This window comes from Leptospira borgpetersenii serovar Javanica (assembly GCF_003046425.1).
GTDB lineage: Bacteria > Spirochaetota > Leptospiria > Leptospirales > Leptospiraceae > Leptospira > Leptospira borgpetersenii.
Window position 1 is genome coordinate 1 of the sequence record NZ_QAJG01000014.1, and the last position, 24,942, is coordinate 24,942.

Genomic DNA, 24,942 nt, shown 5'->3' on the forward strand with positions numbered 1-24,942 from the left:
GAGTTGTTACTTGTTCTTGATTATCTTTTGTGTTGTTGTCATCTGTTTCTCCTTTTTTATTTCAAGGAGTATTAGATCAACTTCTAACTATTACACTTTACAACAATATTCGGCTTCATCAGCATTCGGCCCTTTTTACTCCTCATTTCGTTCATCTGCAGTTTGATTTCTGTAAACTTGATTTTAGGCCTTTAGATTGTCTGCTGTGAGAGCGACATCACGGCACTGTTATCAGTCCTCTGAATGGGGAAGTTCCTTCATTTTGTGAAGAATTCGCGATGATATTTCTACCGAATTTTTGAGATAAGTTCTTAGTTCTTTCTGAAAACGAAAATGAAAGAAAGAGTAAAAAGAAATCCTAATATAGCTACTAACCCCAATAAAGAACGTTCGGTGGACCAGGTTCCGTTTTCTATCTTCCGATCGACTCTTTCCGTATCTGTAATCGGCGCTCCACCTGAAACCGAAATGGAAATTTCGTATTTGGGGGAAGGGTAATTTACCTTGAACGCTTTCATGTCGGAAGAAACGTCTTCTTGAATTTTTTCTTGTTTAGAAGCCCCTATAAAAGAAATTTCCATGTCCTGCGGCTTTGAAAAAACCGCTCTAAAACCTTCTTCTTTTTCGGAGAGCATCTTATCCTTGAACGTGACCGTGGAGAGATTACTAGCGGGAATCGTATAAGAAATTTGTAATTCCGAACTCCCGGGAAGAATCGCTCGATCTAATAACTTTCCGTTCGTGCCGTCCTTGAGTTGAAGGGGGATTGCCATTCTCGATTCTCCTTGAGTTAACTGACCGACTACGTCGTTTGCTTCGGAAGGAACGAAAATTTCGAAAGGATTTTGCTCGTCCTGAAAACTTTTAGGAGGAATCGTATTGTTTGATATTAAGTAAATTTTAAAGACTCTTAGGAAGTTTCTCCCTCTGGAAATTTGCATGGCGGATCTCGTTCTCACGAAAGATTTTTCCTTTGTCTTTTCATATACGACGATTTCCTGAACTCCGGAGCGAATAATGGGGACCGGAGGAACCATCTTGTTGTAATTGATTCCCGCATACTTCGCTTGAAGAAGAATGGGCGTCCCGTCCGGAACAGAAAGTTTCGGGATGATAAAAGAACCTTTTGAAGGTCCAATTTCTTTAATAGGAATCATCCCCTGTTGAAGGGCTATAATTCGAAGAGATTCGATGTTGCCTTCTTTACCGGTAGTTCCGTTTTTGATACGGATCTTAAGTTCGAGTTCTTCCGAATTGACGGATGTTTGTATTAGAAAGATTAGGAGTAGAATCGTAAAGAATGTTTTCATCTCGGCTTTAAGGACAATTTTATTTCACCCTTCCAAAAAGAAAATCCTTTACATTCGCTTTTCTTTCCCTAATTTTATTCTCTTTAATCGTATGTCTTTCGCTTGATAATTTTTTAGGAGATGATGATGAGTTGGTTGAAAAAAATCGCGGCTATATTCGGAATTCTTTTCGGTTTCTTTTTAGTATTGATCTATTCGATCACGTATCATCCGAATCAGGCGGAACCCGCGAATATTCTTTGTAGCGAAAACGCTCCAATCTTAAAAGCGGATTCTAAGATCAAACTTTTGGTCTGGAACGTGCAATATCTTGCCGGAAAAAAAAGAGTTTTTTGGTACGATCTGCCCGAAGGAGATGGGCCGGATGTTGGTCCTTCCAGAGAGGAGATCGAAGAAACTCTCAAAAAAGTGGCCGACTATATCCGTTCGGAAAGTCCGGATGTGATCCTTTTTCAGGAACTTCATGACGGATCCAAAAATACGTTCGAAGAGGATCAACTGGAAAGAATTTTGTCTCAAATCGGGCCTGCCTATATGTGCAAAAGCGAAGCTTTTTACTGGAAATCCTTTTTCGTTCCCCATCCTAAAATTTGGGGTAGTGTGGGGATGAAGCTTGCGACGGTCAGTAAATATAAAATTTCCGACGGAATCCGACATTCTTTACCGCTTATGCCTGCTGATCCTATCTCTACCCAATTCAATTTGAAAAGGGCAATTCTTCAAAACGATTTGCCGATTGAAGGCGGTGATAAATTTACTGTGTTGAACACGCACCTCGATGCATTTTCCCAAGGAACGGATACGATGCGTAGACAAGTGGAGACGATTGCCGGCCTTTTGAAAGAGCTGGATCTTGCAGGACATTACTGGGTGTTGGGAGGGGATTTTAATTTACTTCCTCCCGGGTTCGATCGGAAACTTATGCATCCTAACGGCGCTTTCTTTTATTCGGATGAGCAGGAAATCAAACCTCTCTTTGATCGATGGAACTCCGCTGTTCCATTCAATATTTTGAATGGAGTTGGAAGAGAAAAATATTATACGTATTACCCAAACGATCCGGCGATTGGAAAACCGGATAGAACGATCGATTATATTTTTTATTCTTCCAACTTAAAACAAACAGAATATAAAGTGGATCAGGGAGAAACACTTTGGACCATTTCGGATCATTTCCCCCAAATCGGAATATATCAAACACTCCATAAAGAATGAGATGGTTGGAACAGAGGAACGTAAAAGCTCAGCGTTTCTTTCTATAAAGCAAAAACATGACGGGAATTTCTTGTAAAAGTAAAAATGAACATTCCTATACGAATAGGTGTTTACCAATTAAGATTGCCAAATCGAGAAGGGATAATTCTTTGGATGAAAGAATTCATCGGACACAGACATGAGACCTTTTAAGATATTGGGAATCCAGCAGATTGCGGTGGGTGGAGAAGACAAAAAAAGACTCGAAACTTTTTGGGTGGATCTCCTCGGGCTTGAAAAAACAGGAACGTTTAAAAGCGAAAAAGAAAACGTAGACGAAGATATACTCAGAATGGGTAAGGGTGCTTACGCGGTCGAAGTCGACATTATGCAACCGATCGACTCAAATAAAAGTCCTAAGGTTCACGAACCGAAACTCAATCATATCGGACTTTGGGTGGACGATATTTATAAGGCGGTGGAATGGCTGACTGCAAAAGGAGTTCGTTTTACTCCGGGCGGAATCCGTAAAGGTGCCGCTGGATATGACGTATGTTTCATTCATCCGAAAGGAAACGAAGAATTTCCATACTCGTCCGAAGGTGTACTTGTGGAACTTGTACAGGCTCCTGCAGACGTAATTAAGGCTCTCGGTTGATGTCGCATAAAGCATTTTGAATATTCGTTTTTTTGCGGATAACAAAAAACTGTCCTAAAACTTTAGAAAACTCGTAGTTTATGATTTTCAATTTCGATGGTATTATTGCTTTTAGATGTGTTCTTTTTCGGACATTTTTGAAATAGTTCTTACTAAAAACTTTCAAAAGACCTCTCTTTTATTTCTCTCTATAAGTGCTGATTTTTGTAGACTTGAGAACTATTAGACAAATTAGTCGTTCGTAAATTCCTGCTTTGTATTTTATTTTTTCGAATTTTTGAAATCACACGAAAAATAAGCGTGACGTATTATATGCCTATACGGAAATTGATAATTCCAATTTTTATTCTTTTATCCATCAGCTGCTGGGCGCAGTCTATATTTTCTAAAACTCCAATCCGTTTAAAAATATCAACAAATTCTAAATCGGATATTCCCGTGCAGCTGATACTTCGGGGAAAGGATTTTGAGAAGAATATTTCTTTTTTCGAGTTTAAGGAAATTACGATAGAGTTACCGGATCGGGGAAATTACGAAGTGGTTCTAATCTGGAAAAGCGGCTTTACGGAAAAAAGAACGGTTAATGCGACTCAAGAAAATTTTAGTATAGAATTCGTTTCTAATCCTAATGTTTCCGAGAGAGCGATTAACGTAACTGCAAAAAAACCGGAAGCTCCTCCAAACTATACGCTGAATCAGGAAGACGCTGTTCGAATGCCCGGAGGTTTTGGAGATGCACTTAAAGCAGTTCAATCCATGCCGGGGATTTCTCCTATGTATCAGACGTATACCGGAGCCAGTTTTCAATCCGCGATTCAAATTTTTAGTCAAGTAAATCCGAACAAACCTGATAAACCAAATGGTGAAAAAGGTTTTTTAGTGATGCGTGGAGCTGGGGCTCGTGCAAATCAGTTTTATTTTAACGGTTTACCTATGAGTTATCCGTTTCACGCGGACGGACTCACTTCTGTAATTAACAATAACGCGATTCGTTCCTTAGAGTTGTATTCGGGTTCCTATTCTGCGAGATACGGGTTTGCTACGGGAGGAATTGTCAATATAGAGGGATTTCAAAAAAGGGATTCGAATTTGTCCGTGGCTCATTTGAACGCTTTTTTAACCGATGTATACACATATCGCAATATTACAAAAGATTTAAACGTTTCCGTATCCGGTAAGAAATATTATCCAAACGTCATTTTTGGAAGGGTTCCCAATTTGATTCCTGCGGAAACCTTTTTAGCGGATTATAACGATTATCAGGCAAGAATCGGTTGGGATATGAACGAAAATCATTCCATATCGTTTCAGACTTTCGGTGCAAAGGATAAACGTTATCCATTTAAGGAACTCGGTCAATACGATCCTAAGGAGGCCGCTCGATCGTTTGCCAGTCCTCCGTCCGCAGCGGACGCCGCGAGATTGGATCGCATTTTTAGAACCGACGGAATTCAGCATATTTGGAAACCTAAAAGTTCGATTACAAATACGTTTAACGTTTCTAGAAATTATTTCAACGAGGTTGTTGAAAGCGGTTTGGATCTGTTGGTTTTTGACATCGCCAAAATAGCTTATCCGCCTTCTTTGTATAAAAGGGTTCAAACGATTCAAAACGAATACTTTAACGATCTAAGACAGATAGAAAATGTTTCCGAAATAGAATTGTTAAAACGAAATTGGAAGGTTGTTTTCGGCGGCCAGTATAGAGAGGTAGACATCGGTTACAAGGGGAAGGTTTCTCAGATGGATCTGGACCCTACGTATAACTTCATCCATCAACAGTTATTCAATTCTTCGGATGTAAAATCCGTTTTGGAAGGGGATTCCGTTAGAACTAGACAGATTGGTACTTTCTTTGAAAATAGGCTTAGGTTTTATGATTTCAATTTAAATCTAGGAATAAGAAGGGAATATTATGATAAATCGAAAGAGTGGAAAACGGCTCCTCGAATTGGGATCAGTAAGGAGATTGCTTATACGCAATCTAGGATTTTTGCGGGATATGGCAGGCACTTTCAAGCTCCTGCGGACGTGAGTCGATACTCCGTTAGAACTGGAAATCCTAAGCTGAAAATGGAAGAATCCGATCACGCCGAAATCGGTTGGGATCAGAAAATAGGAAATTCTTGGAATATTAAAATAGAAGGATATCAGAATACATTTTCTAATCTTTCCGTTGCGGACCCTTATGCAATGGATCCTTTTTCTAAAAACAGAGATCTAGTGCGAGAAAGTTTGGATCCTTCTGTCGACTTGTCTTTAATTAGGCGTTCTAATTTAAACTATTCTAATTCGATGACCGGTTATTCTCGTGGAGTAGAAGTTTTTGTCAAAAAGGAACCTTCAACTGAGTCCGGTTTGTATGGATGGCTTTCTTATACAAAATCGATTACGAAAAGAAACCGTAATTTACCTGAATTGAATCGGCAAGAATATTCCTCTTGGCTTGCTGAAAGTTCGGCAAAAGAATTGATTCATCAGGAAAATGCGGATCACTATTACGCAAACTTTTATAGAGATGGTAGTTATGATGTTTTGTTCAAAAAATCGAAAGAAGAGTTATACGACTTTGATAGAACTCATATGTTCAATATGGTGATTGGTTGGAAGTTCGGCGAGAAGGGTCAAATCGGTTTAAGAGCTACGTATTTAACGAATTATGCATATACTCCTGTGGTTGGATCCAAAACTAGCACTACTCAACAGATTCTTTCTGAGCTATTTCCTTATCTTCCTCAGTTTTCTTCAAGTTCGAACTCTACTCCTTCTGGTTTTGCTCTCTACCAACCGGTTTATTCGGACATACCTCGGTCCGCTAGACTTCCTCATTATCAGCAATTCGATTTAAGATTTGATCGTTTTATTCCTACAAGTTGGGGGAGAATGACTCTGTACTTGGAGCTTGTGAACATTACCGGAAGTAGGATTGCAGTGAGCGCAGATACTTTCAATCCGCTTTTTCCAGTTGTGCCTGGAGCCAATCCGGAAACTCGATATATTTATTTAAACGGATTACAATCTTTAAGAACTGAGAAAAATAAAATTCCTTATCTCAATTTTGGAATTGAATTAAGATTTTAAACGAAATATTTAGATTTTTTGAACCCGTACGTAAAGTGCCTATGATTTTATATCGATCCGTCTTTCACTTTAGAATAGAGTTGTTGAAAATTGATTCTTCATCTGTTTCTATTTTCAGTAAATGGTTGATCGAAGCAGTTTGTGAAACTTCACTATGGAATTTTTCAACAACTCTAATATAGATTTGATTAATAATCTTAGATTTAATTTGGGAACTTGTCCCAAAACTTTGGAATCGTAAGAACTCCGATAAGAGTGCACGAACAATAAAATCTGTTCGAAAACCCGTAAATTATTAAAGAGCCATAATCCGTGGGAACTCCTACGTTTTCGTTTTATTACGAACTTTTGGAACCGATTTCTTTTCTCAGGTTTTGGGACAAGTTCTTAGGTTTGATGCAATAAAATGAGAATGGACTTTTCTAAAATCATTCAAATCTTTTGGGTGGCTAAGTGAGGCGGTGTAAAATTAAAACCTTAGAACTCTATGAGAGTTAACAACGATAAAATCGTTTAAAAATTCATCAATGCCCGGAGGACGTAAACTGTGTGAACTCCGGCGGGTTTATTACGAACGTATCGAATGGGATTCAAACTAGTTTCTATTCAGGTTTTAGGATAGACTCTTAATACAAAACGAGCTATGTTTGAGATTTTTTTGAAAGGAATTTGGAATGGCCGGTTTAAAAAGATTACTTTTTATCTAGAAGAAAAAAAGTTCTCATCGGGCCTTTACCTTTAACCTCGATGATACCCCTATCTTCAAACGTGAATATGTTCTTAAGGGATTCGTAAACCGCTTCGGAACGGTGTATTTTGCCGGGTTCTCCGTGGGATTCCATTCTAGAAGCCGTGTTCACCGAATCACCCCAAAGATCATAAACGAATTTATTTTTACCGATTACCCCGGCGACTACGTCTCCTGTATGTATACCGATTCGAATATTAAATTCGTATTTCCAAGATTTTTGAAGATGTTTAAGACCTTGGATCATATCAATTGCGGCTAACGCGATTTTTTCCGCGTGATCTTCGGTTGCGATTGGAATTCCGCCCGCCATCATATAACAATCTCCGATTGTTTTGATTTTTTCGAGATGGTATTTGCTTGCGATGTCGTCGAAACAAGTGAAGATCTGATTCAAAATTTCCACCAGCTGATTTGGGGTCGGGATTTGTGTGGAAAGTTTGGAAAAACCAACGATATCTGCAAACAGAACCGTGGACTTCTTAATATAATCCGCGATTACACTCTCGCCCGCTTTTAATCTTTCCGCGGTCGATTTAGGAAGGATGTTTAGCAAAAGACTTTCCGACTTTTGCCTTTCCTTCTCTAAACCTTTGTTTAACATATTAATTTCTTCTAAAGAATCTTTGAGTTCGCGGTTCCTTTTGGAAAGTGTTTTGTATGCGTCCGCGTTATCCACCCCGATCGCGACGTAATTGGCGAGAGTTCTTAAAATATTGAGTTTGTTTTCGTTGAATTCGTTTTTGTTGTAACTCTGGATCGTAAGAATTCCGATAAATCTTTCCTCTACTTTCAAAGGAAGATAAACCACCGAACTTATCTTTTCTCCGAAATGTTTCTGAATGGTGGAAATATACTGAGGAAAATCTTTTTCGAGATCGTTCGTAATCAATTCTTGGTTGTTATGATAACAAAAAGAAGAAGGATTTTCTTCGGTAAGAGAGTCCACCGAAGGCGCGGGAGTGTAACGTCCTTCGATCAAATTGAATTTATATTTGATTTCGTTTTTGCCTTCTTCGATGATCCCGAATGCGAGAATATCTATGGAGAGCATGGACTTCGTGTTTTCATATACGGAAGTCAGGATGATCTTGGGTTCCAGACTGGCGGTGATCATCTGGCCGATTTCGCTTAGCTGCTTTAGATTTTGATAGGAAGACGCAAGTCTTTGATTGGAATCCTGTAGTTCCGTTTGAGTTTTAATCAGACGATTCTGAGTGGAATCCCCGATTTTCATAAGTTTGGAAGACTGTTTTAAAAGAGATTCGTAAGCCTCTCCAATTTTTTTCAGCTCTTTTAAAAGAGCTTCTTGATCAAGGGGTTCTTTCTTATCTAAAATTTCATTGACTTCGCTTAATAATTGAAATTCGTTTTCAAAAAAAGAATTGAAGTCTTTCTGTTCCATGTAATTTTCTAAAGCCTAACTATGTTACTTATAGGACTTGAGCTCGAATGGAAGGGAAAGATCAGATGAAAATTCTTCTCCTGTCTCTTGCATATCGTCGTCATCCTCTTTGTATAACCAGAGTACTTTTACTTTGCCGTTTTGGTCGTGGTATTTTTGGAGAGAATCTAGAATATCCATGATCACTTTAGACGAACTCGTATTAAAATAATCTAGCTGAAATTTTACTTGAACCTGCGATTTTGAATTCATCATCGCGTTTAACCAATCGAATACGGGTTTGTAAAATGCGATCGCATTTTCAGGATAAGATTCTCCGATAATTTCGATCAATCCCTGCTCCGTGTCTAAGATGACTTCCGGAGAGGTTTTGGTCTGCTGAATATGCAGTGATTCCATTCTTAATTTTCCTTTGTAAAATATACAGAAAGTGTGAAGAACGAGTGTTTATCGTCCACCGGCGAGATATCGTAGGAAAGAGGTCCATCCGACTTTCTTGCAATATCGATTAAACCTACACCCGCCCCTTTACTTTCTTCGGGTCTATTTGAGCGTAACTGTCGTTGGTAATAAGTCTTTAACTCATCCCTTGACATAGAATTAATTTTTTCACATTTACTTTTTAGTAATTCGATTTTTTCATTTAATACAAGATTTCCCGCTGAAATATTATAGCCAATCGATTTTTCATCGACCATAATGATGCCGACACCGCTTTCTCTTCCATCTTCGAGGACTTTTCTTTCCGCGGAATAGTGTAACATATTCTGAGCAAGTTCGATAAAAACTGCAAAGATTTTTTTAATTTTCGATTCAGTACTTAGGGAAGTCCGGATCATCGAGCCGAATTCCGTCAGAACCTCTTGAGATAAACGACCTTTAAAGGAAACAATGAATTGATGATCGTAGGCATTTCTATATTGTTTAAACAATTCTAGAGAGTTATTTTCTATCATTTCGTTTTAACGTACTCCTGTAATTTTGTTCGTTTGATTAAATTCTAAATCCAATCAAAGTTATGTCGTCTCTCTGAACTTCTCCCGCTTGGTATTCATCCAAAAAGGCGGACAACTTTTCCTTTTGTTCGTGTGCGGGTAACGAGAGAACGCTTTCTAAATGCCTTATCAAACCTTTGTTCGTGATTCTTTGTCTTTGGGGATTCGGTTGATCCATATATCCGTCCGTTGTGAGGTAAAACATAGTGGATTTTCCCTTTTCCAATTTTACTTCGCGAGTGGAATATGTTCTGGAATCCTCTTTTTGTCTTCCACCGATCGAATGTCTGTCACCTTTGATTTCTTCGATTTTGTCACCTTTTGAGAAATAGAGCGGTCTTTTTGCGCCGGCGAACAATACCTTGTCCTCGTCGATCCGACAGAAACAAATATCCATTCCATCTAACGAGTTCGCGCCTAAAGTGTCTTGTTTTAAAGCTTGTCGTACATTTCGGTTTAAATGTTCCAGAACTTTTCCTGGATCTTTGATTCCCGCCTCGTTTACGATCTGGTTGAGCAAGGTATTCCCTATCATGGACATTAATGCGCCGGGAACTCCATGTCCAGTACAATCGACTGCCGCAAGGAAAACGGATCCTTCTTTTTTACTGAACCAGTAGAAATCTCCCGATACGATGTCTTTTGGTCTGAATAAAACGAACTGTTCGCGTAAGCTTTTCGCGAGAGTATCATCCGAGGGAAGAATCGCCTGTTGAATATTTAAAGAATACGTAATACTATCCGTAATACGCTGATTCTTAAGTTCTAGATCCGCATTTGCTTGAGCTAATTCTCTGGTTCTTTCTCTAACTTTTTCCTCCATATTCGCATAAAGTAATGCGTTATCGATGGAGATTGCAGCTTGAGAAGAAAGGATATTCATAATCTGAAGTCGATCCGAAGTAAAGGCTCCTTCCGAAAGATTATTTTCCAGATAGAGAATTCCAGAGATTTCTCCTTGTTTGATAACCGGTGCACAGAGAATCGATTTCGTTTTAGAATTTTTGATATATTCGTCTTTGTTGAATTTTTCGTCCTGATTTGCGTTTCTTAAAACAAGGTTTTCCTTGGTTCTTTCCACGTAATAGATGAGCGAGATCGGAAGATTTTTGCTACTGCCGAGAGGAATTCCGGTCAATACCTCCACGTCGTCTTTGGAAATCGAACCTTCGGCTTCCACATAGAGTTTCCCTTCTTTTTTCAAGATGAGTACACCTCTTTGTGCCCCGGCGTTTTCGATAACGATCTTCATCAATTTGTCCAAAAGATTTTCCAGTTTGATCTCTCCGGAAATCGCCGTGGAACTTTTTAATACGGATTGAAGATCCAAAGTCTGGCCGGAATAAACTTCGGTTGCGGCTGCTGTTGTGCTGGAAATTGTTCGATGGGTGCGTAGAATTCCCGTTCCTCTCTCGCGGATAAATTCCGGAAATTTGGATTTGAGCATACTCTGTTTGAGGTTGGCTCCCCAAAGCCCGTAGCGATGGAATGCTTCGTTGATAAATTCTCCGGCGATTTTGACGCTGCCTTTGGATAGCCAGAACATCGCGGCGTTCTCGCAGGCGAGAGCTTCGTCGTTTTGAAACTCGCTTTTTCTCGCTTCTCGAATTGCAGCTTCGTAAGTTTTTGCGGCTTTCCAATTTTTGTATTCTAGTTTTGCGAGTTCCGCGTCTACGAGTAGATATTTGTGGTAAAAGTTTTCGGGACAACTTTCGGCTAGTATAAAAAGTTGTTTTTGATTCTCCTGAATCTTTTTCAGATATTCTTTCTTGAGATCGGGGGAAACTTTTTTATAGTTTGCGGCCAGGGCGAGGGAATATAAAAAGTTGTGTTCCAGCGGGCCGTATTGACCTCCGAGATAGAGAATCATTTTGTTCGCTTCTTCCGCTTCTTGAAGCGCGAGTTGGTATTCTCCGTACATTAAAAGAGAACGAACCTTCATCACTTTAAAGGTGCAGATCGGAGCCAAACTTTGATGGTCGTTGCAGAGATCGATGTAATCTTTTTCCAGGTATTCACTCGAAGAGAAATCGAGATGACTTCCCGTTTCCCCTCTTAAATTCGAAAGGATGAGAATAGTTCCGAGGATTGTATCGATCGCAAGATTGTTTTTTACTTTTCTGACGAACTTGAGAAGCTGATTGATCTTTGGTTTTAGGATTTCCAGATTTTTACCTTGAAACATCACGTTGGAAGCGTCGTTCATCGCGGCATAACTTCCGTGTAAAAATTCTCCGGAATCTAAGGCGGCTTGAACGCACTTGATGTTGACTTCTTCGGAAAACTTGAGGTGTTTCACAAAAGAGGAGGAATAATTCGCGAGGATATTCGCCGCCTTGGTATATCCGCCCGAGTTCATATATTTCTCGCTGAGTTTTACCGCGAGTTCGCAAAAGTCGTATGCGCCTTTATAATCTCCTAATTTTCCTACGAGTACCATTCCGTAACAGGAATATTCGTACGAATCAGAAAGGTTTCCGTATTTCAACAAAAGATTCGCCATCTTTAAACAGATTACCGGAAAAAGAGCAGGTTCCTTATTGTAAGCCATCGGAATCGCACTGATCAAAAGATTCACTGCCCAGATGTGATTCGGGTCCGTCATAAGAGGAGCATCTAACAGAGATGTTATGCTTCTATTTTTGAGATTCTTTTTTGCCTCTTCGATTTCTTTTTTTGCCACCTTTTCGAAACCGGAAATCGGGAGTTCGATTCCCAAAGGTTTTAAGGCCTTGATTACGGTCGGCATTGCGAGATCATATTTACCTTGGGCGGAATATTCGATCATCAGCAAGTTGTACGCTTCCGCTTGTTCCACGGGAGTTTTTGCTTGTTTTAGAATATTCTGAATCATCTCCTGGGATTCTTCAAAATTCCCATTGAGGTAAAGAGCTTCGGCGAGTTCTTTGTGAACCGCATAAGCAAGGTCATATTCCTTTTCCCAGAGCCCCTTGTCGTCTTTACCCGATTTAGAAAATGAGAGCAGAAGTTCTCTCGCTTTTTCCGAATACAATTTCGATGGTTTGTAAGCCGCGGAGAGTTTCGCTTTTTGTGCGGCTTGGAGATTCAACTGTATTAATTTTCTTTTCTCGGAATATTCCGTAATGAGAGGAGAACCGGTGTTCAAGTGGTTTACCACGTCAAAGATCGAATCTTCCAAAGCTTTTTCATTTAAGTTTTCCAGAAGAATTCTGCCGATCTTAAGACGTAAGGATCGTTTTTGATCCTCGTTCAAAAGTTCGTAGCTTGCTTGTTGCACTCGGTCGTGTTGAAAGCGGAATTGGATCGACTTCGCGGTTTGGAAATTCTTATCCTGATTTTCTTCTATCTCTACCATGGAATCCACGAGTCGGTAGTTGTCTCCGATCGGAACGATCAATTCCTCTTCCATGGTTTCGATAAGCGCTGCCGCGGTTTCCTTCAAAGTCGCGCCCAAAATTTTGGATTGGATTGCGAGATCGAAATTGCTTCCGATACAGGACGCAAGTTTTAAAGTTTCCTGGGTTCTAGGGGAGAGCTTCTTGATTCTTTTTACGAGAAGATCGACCACATTATCCGAAATATCGGTCTTTTTGATCTTTTCAAGATCCCAGACCCATCCTCCTGGGCTTGCTGGATTTCCTTGCTGATAAGAGATAATTTCCTCTTTGGACAATTGTTTCAATAGTTCGTTGATGAAGAACGGATTTCCTCTCGTTTTTGAATAGACGATTTCGGCGAAACTTAGGGTTTCTTCGATCGGCTTTCGTAAGCTGTCCGACAAAAGTTCGTTCACATTTTCCAGACTTAAAGGTTTAAGTAGAATTTTATCCAGACGGAATCCTTCCTTTTCCAAACCGGCTATCAGAGTGGAAAAAGGATGTGTGTGGTCCACTTCGTTGTCTCTATAAGCTAATATCAGGAAAATATAATTTACGGAGGCATCTTCAATTAAATTTTTGACAAGCTCCAAAGAAGATGTATCGGCCCATTGTAAGTCATCTAAAAAAATGGCAAGCGGATGGTCTTGGTCGGCGAAGATTTTTATAAAATTCTGAAATACCAAATAAAAACGATTCGCGTTTTCCTGAGGTCCTAACTCGGTAACGGGAGGCTGTTCTCCGATGATAAATTCGAGTTCCGGTAAAACGTCCGTTATAACTTTTCCGTTTGCGCCCAGAGTGGTGCGAATTTTGTTTTTCCAGTCTTCGATTCTTTCCGGAGATTCCGTCAGGATTTGTTCGATCAGATTGGAGAATACTTGAATGATTGCACTGAAAGGAACGTTACGGTTGTACTGATCGAATTTTCCGGAAATGGAATAACCTTTCGATTCCGTAAGAGGTTTATTGATCTCTTTGACGAGCGAGGATTTACCGACTCCGGAATAACCTGCTATCAGGACTACGCTGGTCCTTCCGGTTTCCGTCATACGTTTGAATTCGTTTAACAACGTTTCGATGTATCCCTCTCTTCCGTAGAGCTTTTGAGGGATTTTGAATTCGTGGGAATAATCCGTGGAGCCAAGCGGGAAACTGGGAACGTCTCCCGACTCCAGCCATTTGTCCCGGATGATCTCCAAGTCCGATTTGAGTCCTTCCGAGGTTTGGTATCTTTCCTCCGCGGTTTTTGAAAGAAGTTTTAATACGACATGAGAAAGGGCTTCTGGGATTTCGCCGCGGATTTTACGCGGGTCGACCGGGGATTTTGCGAGATGGAAATGGACGAGTTCCAGTAGGTCTTCGCTTTCAAAGGGAAGTTTTCCGGTGAGAAGTTCGTAGAAAGTGACTCCGAGGGAATAAAAGTTGCTTCTGTAATCCACGGAACGATTCATTCTGCCGGTTTGTTCCGGAGAAACATAGTGGATACTTCCTTCAAGACGGTTTGGATTGGACCAGGAAGTTTCTTCTTTGGATAGGCGTGTAGAAATCCCGAAGTCCACAATTCTCAAAATATTCTCGTTCGGATCGAATATGATGTTGTCCGGTTTTAGATCTTTGTGTATTACTTTTTTATTATGGATTTCACCGAGTTTTTCAGTGAGATCGATCGCGATTTTGAAAAAGTCGTTTAGCTTGACCGGTTTCTTTTTGGAAAACTGTTTGAGTGATTCTCCGGGAACAAATTCCAAGATAAGTGTGAAACCTTCCGGGATTTTCTCCATTCCAAAGGCTTGAATCATTTTATCGGATGAGAGGTAGTTCAGAATTTCGTATTCATTCCTCAAATTTACAACCGCAGGATGCAATTCGTCCAGGATCGGGATATACTTAATGATTACGTCGGTTCCATCCTCCGATCGTACTGCCTTGTAAACCTCCGTGGACGAGTCCGTGTTCATTTTTTCTTTTATTTCGTAACCTTCTATTTTCATACGTATCGATGTTCCTATTACGTTCAGAGACGGAATAAGAGCCCTCCCCAATAAAATCCGCCTCCTACGGCGGGGGTAAGGAATAAATCTCCTTTTTTAAACTTTCCTTTATAATAATATTCTGATAATACGATCGGGATCGAGGCGGCGGAAGTATTTCCGACTCTTTCAAAGTTCATAAGAATCTTTTCCCTCGGAAATTTAGTCCTTTTGAGAACGTCTTGAACGACTACGTCCGTTCCGGGATGAGGGACGACCCAGTCCACATCGTCTATAGTAAGACCGTTTTTTTCCAAGAGTAGATCCATAGACTTGAGAGTGAGATCCGCCGCTTTGCTCACGAGTTCGGGATAACTTTTCACATAACTCGTTGGAGGAGGTCCAGTTACGATGATACCTGAAAGGTCGCCGTCGTCTTGCAGAAAGGAGTCGATGATCCCAAAATTTTTATCTCCTGTATATTCTAAAAAAACGCCTGCCGCTGCGTCTCCCGCGGTAAATTCCCCGTAACCTCCCATTCTGGTTCTGACGGAAAATCGTTCACTTCCGATAACGAGAGCATTTTTAAATTTGTTCGTTCCCAAATACGCGGACGCCGTTTGAACTCCATGAACGAAACCCGTACAAGCCGTACTAACGTCGAAAGCGAGGGCGTTGGACGTTCCGGAAAGTTTCGATGCTTGGGGTGCTAAATCGGGAAGATAATAACGATCGGTCCAATTCGCGAGAATATAAAGATCCACATCTTCCGGTTTTTTTCCTGCGTCTTTTAAAGCCATTTCCGCCACTTTCGAAGCCATGAACATTGCGGTTTCGGTTTCGTTGGCTCTTCTTCTTTCGTTGACTCCTATATTTCCAATCACTGCTTTTTCGGCGGGATGCATTTCCGGAAATTTCAAACGGGAACGAATTTCCTCGTTAGTCACGATTCGTTCCGGAAGATAGTGGCCGAAGCCGGTGATCCTGATTCCGTTCGACGTTTGATTTTTTCCACTCATAAAGGGCCTCTACTAAATTCGAATTTCATTTTATTATGGAAGTCTTGTATATACCATAAATTGTTCTATGTAAATCTTTTCCGGATCCAACTCGCGTAAAACGGTGAGTTCTTCCGCTGTCACCGGAGGTTCTTGTTTAAGAGGGATGTCTTCGTCCGGGGGAAGCCAAGAAGTATAACGTAATACCGCTTCTTCCGGTTCCATTTCTTCATCGGAAGGAGGGGCGATCCAGTGGGAAAATTCGAAAACGTGATCCGAATTCGGTTTTCTTTGAAATCTTCCGAATTGACAGACTGCTTCCATTACTCGGTCTCCGACAGAGGTGATGTAGTTTACGTGTTTTACGAACCTTCCTCGATTGGCTTTTGCGACCACGATACAATCTGCGACGGCCGCGATGTCGTTGGCTCCTCCCGAACCCACAAGGAATTTTCCCTTGGACGTTTTTGTGGAATTGATGTTCCCGAACCAATCCACTTCCGCCGCACCTAAAACTCCGAGGCAGTGATCGGGAACAACGGTTCCTAAAATGCCTGTGATGTCGGAGAGCATTGTGCAATTTTTAGCGTGTAATTGACTGAAAAGAAAAACGTCTCCGGTATGAGGTTTCATCGAAAAAAAACCGAGCTCGGTGACAACTTTGACTTCGATTCCTTCTTTTTCCAAAAATCGGGCCGCGGTCCAAGCCGAGATATGGGCTGCGCCGATTCCTGCGAGGATCGTTTTATAACCGTTGGTTTTGACATATTCTTGGATCGCTCTCGCCGCGAGAATGATCATCTGCTCCGAGTCGTTTACTGTTTTCGGATTCTCCAGTTTGACGGTTTTGTTTTCTTCGGGAATACTTTTTAATTTTTTAAGACGAGCGCTTCCCAGACGTTCCAGATATTCCGCGTGGCCGCCTTTTAAGTTTACGAAATTTGCATACCATTTTTCGGCCCGAGAAGGTGCGTTTGCAGCTTCGTTAGCCTCGATCTGAAATTCATAGTCGTCCAAGTATGTGGAAAGCCCTTTGAATGCGGGAATTCCCGGGAGATTATAGATTCGAAGGGATTGAGGATGTGCGCCGAATTCCGCGACGGAAAACGCTTTTACACGATTTCCCGGAATCGTAACGATTTCTGCGGGAATGGAACCTTTGGGAACGATTTTTTCCACGGTTGCGATCACCCCTTCTTTTGCCGCGAGGGCTCCCCAATAACCCTCTCCGCTGGGAGGGCAGAGAACTAAATTTCCTTCCTCGTCTCCGATCACCGCGTGTAAGAGAGTGAAGTCCGGATTTAAGGGGAGAATATATGCAAGGTCCACTCCTTTTTTACCCTTATAATTTGGAGAATAGGAGCCGTTCTTACTAACGGGATCATGTCCGGGGTCCGGTAATAGAAATGCGGTTTTACCTAATTTGTCTAAAATGAGGTCGCTTCCTAAAAGGGAGTTTGTGATAAAACCTGGAAGACGCATTGCGCCCGCCATCAGTCTTTGAACGATGCTGAGAAGGGACCAAAGTTCCAGTTCGAACGGTTTTCCTTCTAGTAAATTAGAATATAATGAATTAGGAGAAGGTTTCGGATAATTATCGCCTGCAAAACCGGTGATCATTTTTTTAACGATCTTTGCGATCGTGAGAGCGTGCGCGCTGGAGTGAATTCCCGCCATACTAATCACGAATTCTGGATTCGAATTTTGAAAACAACGGGCGAGGGAATAGATAAGAGCATTAGGCCTGGACATAGTCGCCGAAAGATGTAAATACATTCCCGGGCTCACCGTTTCTCGGATCATCTCATCTGGATTTTTAAAGATCTTCGCATTTTTTTCCAATGATTTTTATTCCCTGAGTAATACGGACGCGACGAATCCTTCGTCTCCAAATTTGGACGAATCTTTCTTATTTAGCCCTACGAGGAAGTAAATCGTTATAAAAAAATTTCTTCTTTTAAAATTATCAAATGTTTTTATACAATTCTTTTCTCGGGCAGACGCCGAATGAATTAAAGTGTACTATAACGATAGAAAGTTTTACTTTTGAGAGTGCCATAGCAAGAACTTTTTTATAAATTGAAACAAAACTCGGGACCGATTCAAGACGAGTATTCCGATAACCGAAATTAAAAATGAGAAAGAACGGAATCCTTCCTTGTTTTTTCCTTGAAGACTTTTTGTTGGGAAGAAAATTTTTTTCATATCGAAGGGGAAGCGTAAATTCGAATAATATAAAATGATCTTATGTCCCGAATACTTGTGGTGTAGTCGATAAACGATGACAGAGATACAGATTGAATTTCCGGAAAGGTATCACTTTTCAACGGAGCTATCCATACGTAAAACGGATCTTGCTCTGGATATTCACGTATCTTTCGCGTCCATTCTTGATATCGTGATGGAAGCGCATCTTCAGTTCTTTCAGTATCTCGGTTTTTCCGTCACGGATATTTATGGAAAAAGTATTATATTCGCGAATGCTGGAATTCTATATCAAGGGGAATTACTCTATAACGATCGAGTTAAGATTGATGTTGTATTGGACAATCTACAAGAAAAGGCTTTCGATCTTACGTTCCGTCTGTCTAAGGATCAAAGAAGAGAGAAGGTTGCACTTGTAAAAATCCGGGTTTTGTTTTTTGACTATTCTATTCGTAAAGTAGTGCCCGTTCCCGAGGGTTTTAGAAAAATTTTTACCGAAGAAAAAATTCCTTCTCATTCTTCTCCTCCAGTCGGTACTCGGAAGGAAACCGAATTGAAAAGTGCGACTCGAATCTGGAAATTCGATAAACTGGAAGTATTACGTCTTGCTCATGGCCTAGTTCTAAAATTATATGCACTTGGAAATAAAACGGGTCTATCTAAGATCAAAGAACATGGATCTCTTCTCGAGCATATCCGCTCGATCTCGATTCTTTTACCTGTTCGAATTGCTGGTGCTTGGGGAAGTAGAATTCTTTCGGAAAAGATCAAAAATATTTTAAAAGCGAAAGTGCATCTTGAGGAGCTTCGATACCTTTTGATTCTTGTGCAAGATCTAAGGATCTATTCCATTGAAAGGGAATTGTCCGATCTGGAAATCATCAACGGACATCTAAAAAAATATCTTGTCCGAGTTCGAAACGGAAGGACGAGAAAACTGATCTAAAGTCGAGTTCCGATTTGATCGTGGCAAGATTTTTTCGGTTATTTTTGGAGCTATCTCTCTTCTAAGAATAAAAACTTAAAGCGGAATCATCTCGAAATACGAGTAGTGCCGAGACGCGAAGATAGGAGAAAATCCGGTTTTCGAATCGACTTGGAAAAAGTTTTTACAGTAAATTATAAAATTCTAATATAATATTCGGAGAAAATACCATGAAAGACAAAGTCGCCGTGGTGACCGGAGGGAGCACCGGAATCGGGAAAGCCGTCGTAAGCGAGTTCGTTTCGAAAGGTGTCAAAGTCGTGTTTTGCGGCCGTAGATTAGATGAAGGAAAAAAGCTAGAATCCGCAATTCGTTCTCAAGGCGGAGACGCGTATTTCGTGGTTTGTGATGTGACTTCCGGAGAGCAGGTTCAAAGGGTGGTCGATAACGCTTTGGAAAAATTCGGAAGACTGGACTTCGGGGTCAACAATGCAGGAATTATGGGACTGAATCATCTCCTGCATGAATATCCCGAAGATATTTGGGATAGTGTGGTGAACGTGAATCTCAAGGGGACTTGGCTTTCGATGAAATACCAGATTCCCGAAATGATTAAGGTCGGAGGAGGGGCGATTGTGAATGTTTCTTCTATATCCGGAATGAACGGGGTTGTCGGAATTAATCCTTACGCCGCGGCAAAACACGGAGTTATTGGACTTACAAAAAGTGCGGCCTTGGAATATGCAAAGAAGAATATTCGAGTTAACGCGATTTGTCCGGGTGCAGTAAAGACTGAAATTTTAGACGAACTCTTTCATCTCGCAAAAGATCCGGCGGAAGCGGAAAGACAACTTGTAAAACTACACCCTATTCATCGTATCGCCGCTCCGGAAGAAATCGCAAAGACTGTGGTTTGGCTTTGTAGCGAGGATTCTTCCTTCATCACGGGGGCTGCAATTCCGGTCGACGGTGGATATTCAGCAAAGTGAAAATTCCCAAAAAAATCTTTGGAGTGGATATTTTAAAATGAAAATAACGATGAGGCTACTGGTTTATTTTAAAAAAATCATTTAACGAAGATTTCTTCTTGAAGTTCCTTATTGATGACACATATTTATAATAAATTTTTGGAAATTATTTCAATTTAACAGTGTTTCTCCATGATTATCAACTACTTTGGAATTACGGAAAAAGGAAATTTTCGTTCGCATAACGAGGATTCGATGTACGTATCCGGAGAAATCGTGGCCGGAAACGTTTCGGGTTCTTTTTCCTCTTCCGGAGTTCGAGATTCCGCGGTGACTCCTCTGATTTTTGCCCTTGCGGACGGGATGGGTGGACATATCTCCGGAGAAGTCGCCAGTCGTATGACGCTTGAAAAACTCGCATGGACGGAAAGGGCCGTTCAACCTTTGGAAGAATTGCCGCATGCGGGTTGGCAAAGTTTATTCAACATCATCAATCATGAAATCAATGATCACGCTAAGGCGACCGGAAAACTGGGAATGGGAGCTACGTTAGTCGGTATATTGTTCGGAAGGAAAAAAGTCCTCGTATTCAACATGGGAGACAGTAGGGCTTATCATTTTTCCTCCAAAGGAATCCATAAAATTACGGTCGATCATTCTTTTGCGGGTACTATCAAGGGAAACCAGATTTCTAGGAGTTATATCACGAGTTGTATCGGAGGAGGAACTACGGATCTTCAAATGGATCTTTTCGACATCACGAGTTCGCTCAACACAGGGGATCGAATTTTGCTTTGTACGGACGGGTTGACGGACGTCATCAAAATAGATGATTTGGAAGAAATTTTAAAAAACTCGTCTAACGTAAAAGAGGCCTGTTATCATCTTTTGGAGGAAGCGAACCTAAGAATGACGAAGGATAATACTTCTATAATCGTGATCGAAGTTCAAGGAACTATGTTTGCCCGTTCCGAACCTCGAAAACTTACCCCAAGCGAAAAAAAACTGTAAGAGTAAAGAAATAGTTTCCGTTCGGAGTTTTTTCAAAAGAGGAACGAAACGGAAAATCGGATTTTCTTAATATTTCCAAAAACCCCAAACCGGCGCCTTTACTGTGCTTAGGTCTTTCTCCCTTGATTTTCTCCAGATATAGCTCCTTTACTTCTGCTTCCGTGAGGGATAAAAAGTGATCCAATTTCGTTTGTAAGGAAGATGCGGTTTCCGGGCTCAAAAAATTTGCGGTGGAGAGCTTTAAAATATGATCTTTTTCTTTGACTAAGATCAAACCGACTCCGTAACCTCCTTCTTTTTCCAAAGAATAGTGGCTTACGTTCTGAACCATTTCCACAAACACATTTAAGATCCTGTTCTTCCGTTTTTCGTTTGCAATTCTACTCTTAAGTATTTGTGTAAGATCTCCTAAAATCTCATGTGTCACTACCCCCTGGTAATAAAGAACCGATCTTAATTTTTTTAAATAATCGTATTGTTTATACAATTTGTCGAATCTCATCCTGCTTTCCTTAAAGAAGATCTGGAGGTGCAGCGAGACTAACAAAAGAAGACTGACTTCCGATTGCAAAGGCCATCGAAATCGCGTTTCTAAGTCGAGCCTTTCTTGCACCTTCGGTGATATGATCGTGATCGCATTCCGGGTCCACCTCCTTGAGGTTGATTGTTGGACAAAGGATTTGTTTTTTTAGCATTAGAGCGGTTGCGGCGACATTGATGATTCCCGCCGCTCCGAATGTATGACCGAAAATCGGTTTGATGGAACCAAGAGGAGCCCATTTACTTCGAGCGAGTCCATTGTATAAAATGTTGAGCGCGCGACTTTCGGCCATATCGTTGTTGATCGTCGCGGTTCCGTGTCCGCAGAAATAATCGATATCTTCAAGTTTGAGCCCGCTAATTCTCAAAAGTCGATTTAAACCGATCGCGGCTTTTTTACCGGTTAGATCCATTCTCATTGCGTGGTCTGCTTCGTTGTAACTATAGGTTCCTAAAACTTCCGCGTAAATTTTCGCACCTCTGGCGAGGGCATGATCCATTCTTTCCAAGCAGAGAACGGCCGCTCCTTCTCCTAGAATAAAACCGTCTCGATTGCGATCGTAGGGTTTGATCGCGGACTTCGGATTTTTCTCTTCGGAAGACATAACCGAACTCGCAGGATCGGAATACATCATGATCAGAGGTTTTAGGAGAGGAAACTCGTGACCTCCCGCATACATCACTTCCGCTCTTCCCTTTCGAATCGCCTGATAACAAAGGCTGATCGCGTGATGTCCACCAACGCAAGCGGCAGTGATCGTAGTCACAAATCCTTGAATGTTTGCATAGATTGCCGTAAGGTTGGTAGGATTGGAGGCCATCGAAGTGAGAACAGAATAACGATCAAAGATATTCAGTTTTTTTTCTTTGTGGTAGAGTTTCCAAGCGTGTTCCCACCAGGCAAGAGAGGATCTCGAAGAAGAGTCGATAAAACCTACTTTGGACGGATCCACGGAGTCCTTTTCTAACTTTGCGTCTTTTCGAGCTTCCGCCATCGCAGACATAATCGCAAATGTTTCCCGGTTGTAACGTTTTGCGTGTTTTTCTTCCAAATCAGGTAGGAATTTTTTCCAGTCGAAGTCGTTCATCTCCGCAGCGACTTTTACGGTCATGTCGTTGGTTTGGAACCGGGTAATTTTATCTATCTGCGAATTCCCTTCGGAAAGATTTTTCCAAAACATATCCACAGAATACGTATTCGGAAGGATGATTCCGATTCCAGTAATAGCAACTCTTGAATTATGATTGGTGTTTGTTTTATCCATACTTTTTGATTTTACCGCTTGTCCTAAAATTCAGATTTTCTATCGCCACGAGATACCTTTAAGTTACAAGATCTTCGTCCCATGAGATCCGTATTTACTGAATCATTCTTGGAATAATTCCTTATATTTCCGGAAATTAAGAGCAAATAACGTATACTTTTCTTTTTCTATAAGCGAATTTTAATCCTATTGCTAATATACATTCCTCCCTTTCTAAGAAGCCATTTCCTGAAAAAAAATAGTATTCGAGCATTAATTTTCTCTAATGTGAAGCGGGAGTCGGCTTTTACGGAAATCGAAAGAACGGTCACCCGAAATCGGGAGTTTTTTAATGAACTCCGAATACTGTTTTTAATTCGATTTAGAAGATAGTTTTAAGTAAGAGGTTAGACGATAAAAATCAAATCAAAAAAACGAAACGGATTGTTTTTGCATTTTTTTCCGTCTCGATCCTGGAAATCGGATGAAAACTACGGTTCTTCAACTGAAGAATCCAAGAATATTCTAAAATTCGATTCTTTTCTTTTGAATAAATATTTCTCGAGTAATTTTTGCCGACCAAAATCCGTTCCATAAAAGTGCGTTCGGTTTTAAATAAGTGTAATAAAAAAAGTTACGAAATGCTTGACGAGTAATGGACATTCGGGAAACTGGGTCCGTTTTGAATTAAGAATCCGGGAGAACGTTATGTGGAATGAAACTCTTTTCGAACAAAAGAAAAAATCTTTGGAAGGATTCGGAGTTTTATCGAAAAAATCCATTGTTCGATTTATGGAAAACATAAGGGTTCTGGACGAATGGCAGCTCCATCGGATTAATCCGATTCGTTTTGCAAAGCAGAATGATTTTGAAATAGGAGAGACACTCGATCTTTTCCTTCATTCCGCAAAGATCGGTTTTCTTGATTTTGCGTACAACATGATTTGCCCTGCTTGTGGAGGTGTTGCCGCTTCTCACACTTCTTTGGATCAAATCGAGGAAAAAAGTTTTCATTGTTATATCTGTAACATAGACGTGCCGACTACTTTGGATGATCAGGTGGAAGTCAGCTTTTCGGCGAACCCGTCCCTTAAGAAACAATCCTTGAATCCTTTGGTGGATGTGGAAACGTATCTCAGATATCATATTTCCGCCAACTTTCGCAAGTCCAAAGAGCTTCTGAATTTCATTTTTTCGAATATTCAAGATTTAATCGTTATGGAACCGGGGGAGACAAAACGAATCCATTTGGATGCGATGAATGTTCCTGTGTATCAATTCAGTTCTGTGGAAAATAATTCGGCCGTTTTTTTGTATTTTGATTCTAAGGAAGTCACGAAGGATCGGATCATCGACCTCAGTCTTCTTCCTACCGGATTTACTCCCGTTGAATTACATCTTTCACCGGGGGAATACGAGGTGAAAGTTTCCAACCGGACGATCGCAACCTCCGGCTTTTTAATCATTAAACCAAACTTGAAAAGAATCCTGGAAATTATCGGGGAACATCCGACGGTGATTCAACCGTTTCTGACCGCGAAGATGCTTTTGAACAATCAAACCTTCCGGGAATTATTCCGCGTTCAACGATTGAGCAGTCAATTGAATTTAAACGTAAAAAGTCTTACGATCCTTTTTACGGATTTGAGAGGCTCGACCGAAATATACGATAAAGCGGGGGATATCCTTGCATATCGATTGGTTCAGGAACATTTCCGTTTGCTCGCCGAAACCGTAAAGAAGTTCAACGGTGCCATCGTAAAAACGATGGGAGACGCGGTTATGGCGACCTTTTCTAGTCCGCTGGAAGGACTATTTGCTTCATTAGAAATGATGTTTCGTATCGATCGGATGAACGAGGAATTTAAGGAACACGGACATGAGATCGGTTTGAAGGTCGGTTTAAATGAAGGTTCTGCTCTTGCCGTTATCAACGACGAAAGACTTGATTACTTCGGTCAGAGCGTAAATATTGCGGCAAGAGTGCAAGCGCTTGCATCTGCGGGAGAAATCTGGGTGACTGAGCCGATTCTTTCCAGTCCTGGAATTCAGGAAGAATTAAATCTGAAAGGATATGGATCCGAAAGATATGAGGCTTTTTTGAAAGGAGTCGGTCAAAAAGCCACCGTTCACAAACTGTTTAAGAACGAGGAACAAAGGGCGTTTGTAGGGTCGGTTTAAGTTTTCGAAATAAATTCAAGAATTTGAATGTGTTTTATTAGAGAATTCGAGTCCGAGTTTATTTTTAAATTTCTATGTAAGTAAAATCAAAATGATCGATTCGTACTACGCGCAGGGAATCACATTCGTTTTGTTTTATAGTTTCGA

General features: G+C 40.8%; 17 protein-coding genes. 7 read left to right on the plus strand and 10 right to left on the minus strand.

Features of this window, described 5'->3' with window-relative positions; all coding sequences use genetic code 11:
* Nucleotides 1–311 precede the first annotated feature (311 nt).
* Nucleotides 312–1,310: a hypothetical protein gene (locus tag CLV95_RS12140; RefSeq protein WP_002722700.1), complete on the minus strand. Its 999-nt coding sequence runs from the start codon at nucleotides 1,308–1,310 to the stop codon at nucleotides 312–314.
* Nucleotides 1,311–1,436: 126 nt separating this feature from the next.
* Here CLV95_RS12140 and CLV95_RS12145 point away from each other — a divergent pair, with 126 nt between their 5' ends.
* From CLV95_RS12145 to CLV95_RS12160, 3 genes are all read left to right on the plus strand, one after another.
* A complete protein-coding gene (locus CLV95_RS12145; protein ID WP_002735454.1) occupies nucleotides 1,437–2,525 on the plus strand; it encodes an endonuclease/exonuclease/phosphatase family protein in 1,089 nt (362 codons plus the stop codon).
* A gap of 178 nt (nucleotides 2,526–2,703) precedes the next feature.
* Nucleotides 2,704–3,162 (plus strand): VOC family protein, encoded by a 459-nt coding sequence (locus CLV95_RS12155; RefSeq protein ID WP_002722718.1) that lies wholly within the window; start codon nucleotides 2,704–2,706, stop codon nucleotides 3,160–3,162.
* A 312-nt stretch (nucleotides 3,163–3,474) separates the two neighbouring features.
* On the plus strand, nucleotides 3,475–6,243 hold the full coding sequence (locus CLV95_RS12160) for a TonB-dependent receptor plug domain-containing protein (RefSeq protein ID WP_016749170.1): 2,769 nt from the start codon (nucleotides 3,475–3,477) through the stop codon (nucleotides 6,241–6,243).
* A gap of 692 nt (nucleotides 6,244–6,935) precedes the next feature.
* On the opposite strand, the gene CLV95_RS12165 is transcribed toward CLV95_RS12160, so the two are convergent.
* The 6 genes from CLV95_RS12165 to CLV95_RS12190 are packed head-to-tail and all read right to left on the minus strand — an operon-like array spanning nucleotide 6,936 to nucleotide 17,563.
* Nucleotides 6,936–8,396: an adenylate/guanylate cyclase domain-containing protein gene (locus CLV95_RS12165; protein WP_107694972.1), complete on the minus strand. Its 1,461-nt coding sequence runs from the start codon at nucleotides 8,394–8,396 to the stop codon at nucleotides 6,936–6,938.
* A gap of 24 nt (nucleotides 8,397–8,420) precedes the next feature.
* A complete protein-coding gene (locus tag CLV95_RS12170; protein WP_002722704.1) occupies nucleotides 8,421–8,795 on the minus strand; it encodes a DUF1987 domain-containing protein in 375 nt (124 codons plus the stop codon).
* A 2-nt stretch (nucleotides 8,796–8,797) separates the two neighbouring features.
* A complete protein-coding gene (locus CLV95_RS12175; protein ID WP_002735351.1) occupies nucleotides 8,798–9,352 on the minus strand; it encodes a SiaB family protein kinase in 555 nt (184 codons plus the stop codon).
* 37 nt (nucleotides 9,353–9,389) lie between these two features.
* Nucleotides 9,390–14,744: an AAA family ATPase gene (locus CLV95_RS12180; protein WP_107694974.1), complete on the minus strand. Its 5,355-nt coding sequence runs from the start codon at nucleotides 14,742–14,744 to the stop codon at nucleotides 9,390–9,392.
* Nucleotides 14,745–14,767: 23 nt separating this feature from the next.
* Nucleotides 14,768–15,742, minus strand: coding sequence for a ketoacyl-ACP synthase III (locus tag CLV95_RS12185; RefSeq protein WP_002735443.1), 975 nt, complete (start codon nucleotides 15,740–15,742; stop codon nucleotides 14,768–14,770).
* A 33-nt stretch (nucleotides 15,743–15,775) separates the two neighbouring features.
* A complete protein-coding gene (locus CLV95_RS12190) occupies nucleotides 15,776–17,563 on the minus strand; it encodes a CoA-transferase (protein WP_002722724.1) in 1,788 nt (595 codons plus the stop codon).
* 439 nt (nucleotides 17,564–18,002) lie between these two features.
* On the opposite strand from CLV95_RS12190, the gene CLV95_RS12195 reads away from it, so the two are divergent.
* From CLV95_RS12195 to CLV95_RS12205, 3 genes are all read left to right on the plus strand, one after another.
* Nucleotides 18,003–18,872: an acyl-CoA thioesterase gene (locus CLV95_RS12195; RefSeq protein WP_002722706.1), complete on the plus strand. Its 870-nt coding sequence runs from the start codon at nucleotides 18,003–18,005 to the stop codon at nucleotides 18,870–18,872.
* Nucleotides 18,873–19,081: 209 nt separating this feature from the next.
* Nucleotides 19,082–19,840: a glucose 1-dehydrogenase gene (locus CLV95_RS12200; protein ID WP_002722691.1), complete on the plus strand. Its 759-nt coding sequence runs from the start codon at nucleotides 19,082–19,084 to the stop codon at nucleotides 19,838–19,840.
* A gap of 171 nt (nucleotides 19,841–20,011) precedes the next feature.
* Nucleotides 20,012–20,830, plus strand: coding sequence for a PP2C family protein-serine/threonine phosphatase (locus CLV95_RS12205; protein ID WP_002722729.1), 819 nt, complete (start codon nucleotides 20,012–20,014; stop codon nucleotides 20,828–20,830).
* Here CLV95_RS12205 and CLV95_RS12210 read toward each other — a convergent pair.
* The 3 genes from CLV95_RS12210 to CLV95_RS18895 form a co-directional block, all read right to left on the minus strand.
* Complete coding sequence (locus tag CLV95_RS12210; protein WP_002722720.1) at nucleotides 20,805–21,332, minus strand: SiaB family protein kinase; 528 nt, start codon at nucleotides 21,330–21,332, stop codon at nucleotides 20,805–20,807. The genes CLV95_RS12205 and CLV95_RS12210 overlap by 26 nt on opposite strands.
* A gap of 10 nt (nucleotides 21,333–21,342) precedes the next feature.
* Nucleotides 21,343–22,635, minus strand: coding sequence for a beta-ketoacyl-[acyl-carrier-protein] synthase family protein (locus CLV95_RS12215; protein WP_002722728.1), 1,293 nt, complete (start codon nucleotides 22,633–22,635; stop codon nucleotides 21,343–21,345).
* A gap of 400 nt (nucleotides 22,636–23,035) precedes the next feature.
* Nucleotides 23,036–23,209: a hypothetical protein gene (locus CLV95_RS18895; RefSeq protein ID WP_002722710.1), complete on the minus strand. Its 174-nt coding sequence runs from the start codon at nucleotides 23,207–23,209 to the stop codon at nucleotides 23,036–23,038.
* Between the two features lie 113 nt (nucleotides 23,210–23,322).
* Between CLV95_RS18895 and CLV95_RS12225 the strand changes: the two genes are divergently transcribed.
* Nucleotides 23,323–24,795, plus strand: a complete 1,473-nt coding sequence (locus tag CLV95_RS12225) for an adenylate/guanylate cyclase domain-containing protein (RefSeq protein ID WP_002722726.1) — start codon at nucleotides 23,323–23,325, stop codon at nucleotides 24,793–24,795.
* Nucleotides 24,796–24,942: the final 147 nt, after the last annotated feature.